The 8,502-nt window shown below is 66.5% G+C and carries 10 protein-coding genes and 1 riboswitch; of the genes, 4 read left to right on the plus strand and 6 right to left on the minus strand.

The features are described from left to right. The first annotated feature begins 180 nt into the window (after positions 1–180). Positions 181–429, plus strand: a complete 249-nt coding sequence (locus Y705_RS0105395; RefSeq protein WP_026532114.1) for an RNA-binding S4 domain-containing protein — start codon at positions 181–183, stop codon at positions 427–429. Here Y705_RS0105395 and Y705_RS0105400 read toward each other — a convergent pair. Then, complete coding sequence (locus Y705_RS0105400) at positions 426–1,106, minus strand: alpha/beta hydrolase (protein ID WP_026532115.1); 681 nt, start codon at positions 1,104–1,106, stop codon at positions 426–428. The two genes, Y705_RS0105395 and Y705_RS0105400, sit on opposite strands and share 4 nt — an antisense overlap. A gap of 104 nt (positions 1,107–1,210) precedes the next feature. Between Y705_RS0105400 and Y705_RS0105405 the strand changes: the two genes are divergently transcribed. Next, a complete protein-coding gene (locus Y705_RS0105405; RefSeq protein ID WP_026532116.1) occupies positions 1,211–2,053 on the plus strand; it encodes an SGNH/GDSL hydrolase family protein in 843 nt (280 codons plus the stop codon). Between the two features lie 102 nt (positions 2,054–2,155). Here the strand turns inward: Y705_RS0105405 and Y705_RS0105410 are convergent, their stop codons facing one another. The 3 genes from Y705_RS0105410 to Y705_RS0105420 form a co-directional block, all read right to left on the minus strand. Beyond that, positions 2,156–2,398, minus strand: a complete 243-nt coding sequence (locus tag Y705_RS0105410; RefSeq protein WP_026532117.1) for a hypothetical protein — start codon at positions 2,396–2,398, stop codon at positions 2,156–2,158. A 154-nt stretch (positions 2,399–2,552) separates the two neighbouring features. Next, positions 2,553–3,692, minus strand: a complete 1,140-nt coding sequence (metX, locus tag Y705_RS0105415; RefSeq protein WP_026532118.1) for a homoserine O-acetyltransferase MetX — start codon at positions 3,690–3,692, stop codon at positions 2,553–2,555. 7 nt (positions 3,693–3,699) lie between these two features. Then, the gene (locus Y705_RS0105420) at positions 3,700–5,016 is read right to left on the minus strand and encodes a bifunctional o-acetylhomoserine/o-acetylserine sulfhydrylase (RefSeq protein WP_026532119.1); all 1,317 of its coding nucleotides are present in this window, start codon (positions 5,014–5,016) and stop codon (positions 3,700–3,702) included. A 60-nt stretch (positions 5,017–5,076) separates the two neighbouring features. Next, positions 5,077–5,192: riboswitch (SAM riboswitch) on the minus strand. 118 nt (positions 5,193–5,310) lie between these two features. Here Y705_RS0105420 and Y705_RS0105425 point away from each other — a divergent pair. After that, positions 5,311–5,952: a VOC family protein gene (locus Y705_RS0105425; RefSeq protein WP_026532120.1), complete on the plus strand. Its 642-nt coding sequence runs from the start codon at positions 5,311–5,313 to the stop codon at positions 5,950–5,952. 146 nt (positions 5,953–6,098) lie between these two features. Here the strand turns inward: Y705_RS0105425 and Y705_RS0105430 are convergent, their stop codons facing one another. Then, complete coding sequence (locus Y705_RS0105430; RefSeq protein ID WP_026532121.1) at positions 6,099–6,386, minus strand: DUF1540 domain-containing protein; 288 nt, start codon at positions 6,384–6,386, stop codon at positions 6,099–6,101. Positions 6,387–6,500: 114 nt separating this feature from the next. Continuing rightward, a complete protein-coding gene (locus Y705_RS0105435; protein WP_026532122.1) occupies positions 6,501–7,259 on the minus strand; it encodes a CPBP family intramembrane glutamic endopeptidase in 759 nt (252 codons plus the stop codon). Positions 7,260–7,515: 256 nt separating this feature from the next. On the opposite strand from Y705_RS0105435, the gene Y705_RS0105440 reads away from it, so the two are divergent. After that, complete coding sequence (locus Y705_RS0105440; RefSeq protein ID WP_026532123.1) at positions 7,516–8,349, plus strand: siderophore-interacting protein; 834 nt, start codon at positions 7,516–7,518, stop codon at positions 8,347–8,349. The last annotated feature ends 153 nt before the right edge of the window (positions 8,350–8,502 follow it).

Genomic DNA, 8,502 nt, shown 5'->3' on the forward strand with positions numbered 1-8,502 from the left:
GGACCTTCGGGATCCGCCCCACGCGTCCGTGTCCGCAGCCGAGTTGCCGTGCGGACTGCCATGCGCAATGCCGTGCGGTCTGCCTATGCGATGCCTGTGGTCCTGCGCGGCCAGACTCATCCGCCCAGCCGCCCGAGAGCCACGGCACAGCTTGTGGGATAACTACGTCAGAATGGGATCATGAGCGGCGAAGATACTGCGCAGGACGCAGGCGACAGTGACGAGATATCCATTCGCGATGACATGATCCGGCTGGGCCAGCTACTGAAACTCGCCTCGCTGGCCGAGGACGGGGTAGAGGCGAAAGCCCTGGTCGACAACGGTCTGGTGCAGGTCAACGGGGAGATCGAGGAACGCCGCGGAAGGCAGCTCCACCCTGGCGACACGGTGAGCGTCAACGGCCAAAACGTGCGGATCACGAGGGGCTAGCGCCGTCCCAGCACTGTCAGCGCCAGGAACTCCCGCACGTGTGCAAGCTCCTGCTGGCTGATGCTGTGCAGCATGTTGGAATACAGGATCTTGGTGAGTTTGGCATTGGCGGTCAACCAGGAATGCGTGAAGTCGATCATTTCGGCGGAGATGACCTGGTCCTCCTGGTCGCGCCCCCAGAAGAAGGGCACCCGGGCCGCTGCGACGTCGTCGTCATCCTGGAAGAACGCGGAATCCTCAGCGGGCACGGCGAAACCTGACAGCCCGACGACGCAGGCATAATCCTCCGGTGCGTGCCGCAGCAGGCTCGTGGCGACGGCCATCCCCTGGGAGAAACCGAGCAGACTGACGCTGGTGTGGGCGCTCCGAACGGCTCCGAGCCAGGCGGCGAGCCGGCCCACCGATGCGGCGACCTTGTCCACCGAGTAATCGGCCTCGCGCGAAAGCGGGAACCAGGAGTAGCCCGGCCCCCCGGCGAGCGGCGCCCGCACCGATACGACGGTGAACTCCTCGGGAAGGTAGGAGGTCAGACCCATGAGGTCTTCCTCATTGGCAAGGTACCCGTGGAGCAGCACCAGCAGCGGCGTTCCCTGCCGCTCGGTTTCCGGCCGCGACCACAGGACGGTCGGATTCCAGGCGACATCGTCGCCGATAGGGCTTTCGTCAGCATTGGTCATGGACATATTTTGTCATGAGGCGCCCTGCGGGCAGCAAACCGCTCGGGATGCGAACTGCGTGCCGGTGTTCGCGTCACCACCGCTTCGCCTGAAAGAATGAAAACGTGACAGCCAACCAGCCCGGACCGCAGGTCGAGGAAGTCCCCTACCCCCAGCCGCATCCCTGGGGCCGCTACGTGGCATTGGGCGATTCGTTCACCGAAGGGATCGGCGATCCGAACCCGGAAAGCGTCGGCGGCAACCGCGGCTGGGCCGACCGTGTCGCCGAGGAGCTCAGCCGCAACCACCCGAGCTTCGCCTACGCGAACCTCGCCGTACGCGGCCGGCTCCTTCAGCAGATCGCGGACCAGCAGGTAGGCCCGGCCCTCGCCCTGAAGCCGGACCTCATCACCATCTCGGCAGGCGGCAATGACCTTCTCCGGCCGGGCGGGGACCCCGACCGGATTGCCGAACGCCTCGATGCGCTCGTGCAGATCCTCGGCACCAACGGGGCCACGGTGCTGATGCTGACCGGCCCCGACGTCAGGGATACCGTGCTTGGGAGTATCCGGGCCAAGACCGCAATCTACAACGAGAATCTCCGGACCATCGCCGCCCGCCACGACGCCGTGGTAGCTGACATGTGGGCGCTACGGCTGCTGTTGAATCCGCAGATGTGGGCCGCCGACCGCCTCCACTTCTCCCCCTTGGGACACCACACCATCGCCGCGATGGTCCTTGACACCCTCGCTGTTGAACACACCCTCGAACCCCTGCGCCCCAAGGACCTCCCGGCGAAAAGCTGGCGCACGGCGCGCTCGGAGGATTTCGTTTGGGCGCGGGAGTTCTTTGTCCCCTGGGTTCTCCGGCGGCTCCGGCACCAGTCCTCGGGCGACGGCGTGACCGCCAAGCGCCCGGAGCCGGGCACCATCTTCGGCCCGGGAATGCCTCCCGGGGCAGCAGACTAGGCCTGTCGCGGACGGCGCCCGACGACGGAGGGAAACGCCTCCGGTCCCTTCGTCGGAAGGAACCGACGGCGCCGACTGAGAGATCCTGCCCGCGCGAGCGCGTCAGCCGTTCAGCGACACCTCGCCGTTCGCCACGGCGTCGGCGCAGTTCCCGAGGTCGGGACCCGGCTTGAAGTCGACGAACTGGGGCTCGAGTTTCTTGAACAGGAACTCGTAGATCTCGTCGCGGCCGCTGCCCTTGAGGGTTTCCGCTGCCTCACGCACCGCTGACTGGAGGGCGCGGTCGGCGTCGAGAAGGATCTTCTGACGTGCTTCTTCATTCCAACCGATAGTACTGAGTTCCATGAACAGCTCCTTCGACGACGGTGGATTGCGGTTCGGCCTGCCGATGATCCAGCCCACGACCGGGCTACATACTAAGCAGGCTTAGCTCCAACCCTAGGCCCGATATCCGCTAAACCCAACCTCTGAATCCCGGTCGGGTCCGCGGTGGGCAGTCCTAATCGCTGAAGAACGCCTCCGTCAGTTCCCGATCGAGCTGATGGATCTGGGTCAGGAACGCGTCGTGCCCGATCGGCGACTGGATCAGGTGCACCGGAACCTGCCCTGGAAGCGCCTCCGCCAGGACCGCCGACTGATCGGGGAAATACAGGCGGTCGGTGTCCACCGCGGCGATGAAGAACCGTGCCGTGGCCCCGCTCAGCGCCTGCGCGAGGCTCCCGCGGTCCCGTGCGGCATCGTGGCTCATCAGCGCCTCGGTGAGGATCACGTAGCTGTTGGCGTCGAAGCGGTTCACCAGCTTCTCCGCCTGGTGGTCGAGGTAGCTTTCCACCTGGTAGCGCCCGCGCTCCGCGGGAAGCACGCCGCCCAACGGCTGCTCCACGTCCTGTGCGGCCCTGCCGAAACGGGCGCCGAGCTCCGCCTCGGACCGGTAGGTGATATGGGCGATCCGCCGCGCGAGGCCCAGTCCGGCGACGGGAGGCTCCGCCCCGTAGTAGTCGCCTTCCGCGTACGCCGGATCGAGGCGGATCGCCTGGAGCTGCGCCTGGCCGAACGCGATCTGCTCGGCTGAGCTTGCCGCGGTGCAGGCGATGACTGCACACCGTTCCACCCGGTCCGGACACATCAGTGCCCATTCCAGGGCGCGCGCCCCACCCATGGATCCGCCGAGAACCGAATGCCAGCGCCGGATCCCCAGGCGGTCCGTCAGCAGGGCCTCGGCGCGGACCGAATCGCGGATGGTGACGAAGGGGAACCGCGATCCCCACTGCACCCCCTCGGGGTCGAGGCTCGCCGGTCCCGTGGAGCCGTAGCAGCCGCCGATCATGTTGATGGACACCACGAAGTACCTGTCGGTGTCCACGGTGCGGCCGGGGCCCACCAGTGAATCCCACCACCCGTCCTCATCGGACACGCCGCGGGCAACATGGGAACTCCCGGTCAGGGCGTGGTGCACCAGCACTGCGTTCGTCGCATCCTCGTTGAGGGTGCCCCAGGTCTCGAAGGCCAGCTGCACGTCGGGAAGTTCGCCGCCGGCGTCGAGGACCATCGGACCCAGGAATGCAGTCTGCAGCAGGCCATCGCTCCCCGGTCCTGCAACGGGAAGGTGGGACGACGGCGCGGGAAAGGAAGAGGTCACCGGCTGCCTACGCCCCCTTCGCCGCTCGGAAACCTGCCTCCAGGTCCGCGAGGATGTCCTGGAGGTTCTCGAGTCCCACCGAAAGCCGCACGAGCCCGGGACGCACCCCCGCCGTCAGCTGCGCCTCCGCTCCCAGCTGGCTGTGGGTGGTCGAGGCCGGGTGGATCACCAGCGAACGGACATCGCCCACATTCGCCACATGCGAGTGGAGCTCGAGGCCGTCGACGAACCGCTGGCCGGCCTCGATGCCCCCGGCGATGTCGAACGACACGATGGCACCGGTGCCGCGCGGCCCGTACCTGCGGCCGCGCTCGTACCAGGGGCTCGAGGCCAGCCCCGCGTAGGCGACCGAGTCGACGTCGTCGTGCTGTTCGAGCCATTCGGCCACTGCCTGGGCGTTCGCGACGTGCCGCTCCATCCGCAGGCTGAGGGTTTCGATGCCCTGCGCGATCAGGAACGCATTGAACGGTGAGACCGACGAGCCGAGGTCCCGCAGCAACTGGACGCGTGCCTTGAGGATGTAGGCGAGGTTTGCGCCGAGGGCGCTGCCGACGCCGAGGTCCCTCGCGTAGACCAGGCCGTGGTAGCTCTCGTCGGGCGTGTTGAAGCCGGGGAACTTCTCCGGATCCTTCGCGAAGTCGAAGCGTCCGGAATCGACGATCACTCCGGCGATGGCGTTCCCGTGGCCGCCGAGGTACTTGGTGGCGGAATGGACCACGATGTCGGCGCCCCACTCGAGAGGGCGGATGAGGTAGGGCGTGGACAGCGTGTTGTCGACGATCAGGGGGATGCCGTGCTCGTGGGCCACGGCGCTGATGCCCTCGATGTCGAGTACGTCCTGGCGGGGATTCGAAACCACCTCGCCGAAGAACAGTTTGGTGTTGGGGCGCACTGCGGCACGCCACTGCTCGAGGTTGTCCGGGTCCTCCACGAAGGTGCAGTCGATCCCGAACTTCTTCAGCGTATGCCGGAAGAGGTTGAACGTTCCGCCGTAGAGGCTGGGGCTCGCGACGATGTGGTCCCCCACCTCCGCGACGTTCAGCACCGCGAACGTCTCGGCTGCCTGCCCCGATGCCAGCAGCAGCGCACCGGCACCGCCCTCGAGGCTCGCGATACGTACCTCGACCGCTTCCTGTGTCGGGTTACCGATCCGTGTGTAGATCGGTGCAAGTTCAGTCAGTGCGAAACGGTCGGCAGCGCTCTGCGCGCTGGGAAAGACGAACGAGGATGTCTGGTAGATCGGTAGCGCACGCGCCCCTGTGGCGGGGTCGGGTGTCTGTCCGGCGTGGATCTGTCGTGTTTCGAATGACCAGTCGTTGGACATGGTATCCCCTCTCGATGGAGGCCCATTCGCCGTCGCCGGGGGAACCGGCCGGGGCTTATGGGCCCGCGCTTGCGCAGCACCCGTATGGGCTCCGCCTGGTCTTCACCCGGGGCACCCCGCCGCGGATGGAGGGTTGCCGGCCAGCGAGCCGGGGCTTTTCGCTGGCACTCATGACCTGCTGTCAATGAAAGCCCAAACCGGCGGCGCGGGCAACTCCTGGGCGTTCGAATGACGCCGTATGAAGTAAGGCTCGCCTAAGTCGAGACGCCCATCACAAAATGCCAAAATGTAGCCATGCGCCTGGATCACGTCTCTTACGCCTGCGAACCCGATGGACTGGCCGCCACTGCCGAGCGGATTTCGACCACTCTCGGCATCGAGCCTGTGAAGGGCGGTGTGCACCCCCGCTTCGGCACGCGGAACATGATTTTCCCCCTGGTCAACGGACAATATCTGGAAGTCGTCGAGGTGCTTTCGCACCCCGCGTCGGACAAGGCACCTTTCGGGCAGGCCGTGCGGGCGCGCTCCGAAGCCGGTGGAGGCTGGATGGGCTGGTGCGTCGCAGTCGACAACCTCGAGCCCTTCGAGGGGCGCCTCGGCCGCAGTGCGGTTCCCGGCAACCGGAAGTTCCCGGACGGTCAGGAACTGTCGTGGCAGCAGATCGGCATCAAGGGACTGATCGCCGATCCGCAGGTCCCTTACCTCCTGCGGTGGGATGACGGACTCGAAGCACTGCATCCGTCCCAGGCCCGCCCCGCGACGGTGAAACTCGACTGCCTCACCATCGCCGGATCCTCCGAACGCGTCACCGAGTGGCTCGGTACGCAGGTCGAGGAGACGCTCGACGGCGTCGACGTCCGCTGGGTGGCGCCCAACGGAACTCCCGGGATCATGTCGGTGACCTTCGAAACGGCAAACGGCACTGTAGAGATCTAGCGCTGCGCATGTCTAGCGCCGCGGAAATCCAGCGCGGTCAAGATCCAGCGCCACGGAACCGAGCAAGAGCAGGGGCCGGACTTGAACCAGTCCGGCCCCTGTCTGCTTTTCCGGCATCCCTGGCACTGCAGGTAAACCGTTCTGCCCTAGGCGTGGGTGTAGGTGAGGCAGTCGGCGTCCTCAGCACCGGGGCCCACCTTGACTGCGGTTGCCGTGCACATGAGGTCGTGGTTGTAGTTGCACTCCGCCCGCTGGCAGGCTCCCACCTGTGCGAGCATCTTCGGCAGACCACCACTGACCGAGGTGTCGATGAACGTGGCGCACGACGCGTGGTCGGTGCTCCCGGAGACGGTGATGGCGATGGCTGTACAGCCATCATGGTTGAACGAACAATTACCGACGCTGCATTCTGAGACGTTCGTGATGACTGTCATGGTTCCTCCTCGGCGGCCTGCGGATGAGCCGCGACTCTTTCAAACTAGCACCGAAGTCTGCGGTAATTTAGTCACATTTTCATGCTCCAAACGAGCAGGGAAGACCGGGCGCGCTCAGTCGCCGATGCCGATCGCCGGACCGAACAGGGCGAACCCCACGAAACCTGTGATGTCGATCGCTGCGTGGGCGATGACAAGCGGCATCACCCTGCGCCGCTTCGCATAGAGGTAACCGAACAACAGTCCCATCAGGACGTTACCGATGAACGGCCCGAAACCCTGGTACAGGTGATAGCTTCCCCTGATCAGCGCGCTGGTGACGATGATGACCGGCACCGTCCAGCGGAGTTCGCCGAACCGCTCGAACAGGTACCCCACCACGATGACCTCCTCGAGCACCGCGTGGCGGAGGGCGGAGAGGATCAGGATGGGCACGGTCCACCAGTACGCGTCGAGGGCGGCCGGGACGATCGCCGTCGTCAGGCCGAGCGCCCTGCCGGCGGCGTAGACGCCCAGCGTGCCGACTCCGATGCCGGCGGCGAGTCCCAGGCCCAGCCCGAAGTCGGTGCCAGGTTTCGCGAAGGTGAAACCGAGACGGCGGAACGCGGAGATGCCGGGTCCGCTCAGCAGGAACAGCACGAGCGCCACCGGAACGAGTGCAAAGAAGATGCTGAGCAGCTGATACGTGAGGTCGAAGTACTGGCGGTCGTTCAGGACGGGGTTGAGGGTGGTGGTCTGGCCGGACAGCGGACCCCGGGTCAGCTTCTCGAGGAGGTTCACCACCGCGTACACCCCGGACTGGCCGAGCGACAGGCCGAGCACGATGAGGATCTCTGCCCTGATGCGCCGCGCCGGCGACGGAACCACGTCCATCCCGGAGGTGCTGGGGGTGTCTCGGGGGGCGGAGTGCGGTACGGGCATGCTGACATCTTTCCAGTGGTTCCTGCGGATTCCCAAAGGCCGGGGGCGGTCAGCCGGCCTGCACGGGAATCCTCACCCGGAAAATCGTCTCATGATGCCCGGATTCGATGTCGATGGTGCCCCGGGCCGGTGTCGTCGATTTCGACCACGACGGCCGCGCCCGCGGTCGGTTGCTAGCCTTGAAGCAATCACCGAGGAGAACGAACCCATGAGCCTGACCCCTGTACGAAAGCCCAGACCGCAGACCGTCCTGACCGTTCAGAGCACCGAGTGGCTCAGTCCGACGATGGTGCGGGTGATCGCGGGCGGACCGGGGTTCTCGGAATTGAAGGACAACGACGCCGCTGACAAATACGCCAAGCTGCTCTTCGCCCGACCCGAACTCGGACTCACGCCGCCCTATGACCTCGAGGCGCTGGCCGCGGAACGTGCCCCCGACGAAATGCCCGTCAAGCGCACGTACACCGTCCGCTGGATGGACCTCGAAGCGCAGCGCCTGGCCATCGACTTCGTGGTGCACGGCGACGAGGGCATTGCGGGTCCCTGGGCGGCGCGGGCGAGCCCCGGCGATGCACTGGTACTCATGGGGCCCTCGGGCAAGTGGTCCCCGGACCCGACGGCCGACTGGTACCTGTTCGCCGGCGATGACTCAGCGCTGCCGGCCATCGGCGCGGGACTCGAAGCGCTCGACGCCACGGCCCGGGGCCTGGCGTTCCTCGAGGTGGACACCATTGCCGACGTCCTGGACCTCGTCAAGCCGGAGGGAGTCCGGGTCACCTGGCTGCTACGCAACGGGGCCGCACCCGGAACCACTCCGCTCCTTCCGGCGGCAGTCGCTGCGGCGACGTGGCCGGCGGGGCGCGTGGATGCCTTCGTCCATGGGGAACGGGGGGCGATTAAGGCCCTGCGCGACGTCCTGTTCACGCAGCGCGGGCTGGACCGCGGGCAGGTCTCGCTGTCCGGCTACTGGGCCTACGGCCGGGCGGAGGACAGGTTCCAGGCCGAGAAGCGCGAACCGATCGGGAGGATCCTCGAGTACTGAGTCCCGCTCCTGATGACGCATCCACCGACGACGGGAGTGCCGCAAGCCGGCGCCGTGTGCGGGGTGGCGTCGGAGCGCCTTGGTCAGGAGGACGTCACGGTACGGGCACTGCGCTGGGCTTCTCCCGCGGCCTGCGGGCGAGCATCTCCATCG

The organism is Arthrobacter sp. H41 (assembly GCF_000520535.1).
Taxonomy (GTDB): Bacteria; Actinomycetota; Actinomycetes; order Actinomycetales; family Micrococcaceae; genus Arthrobacter_D.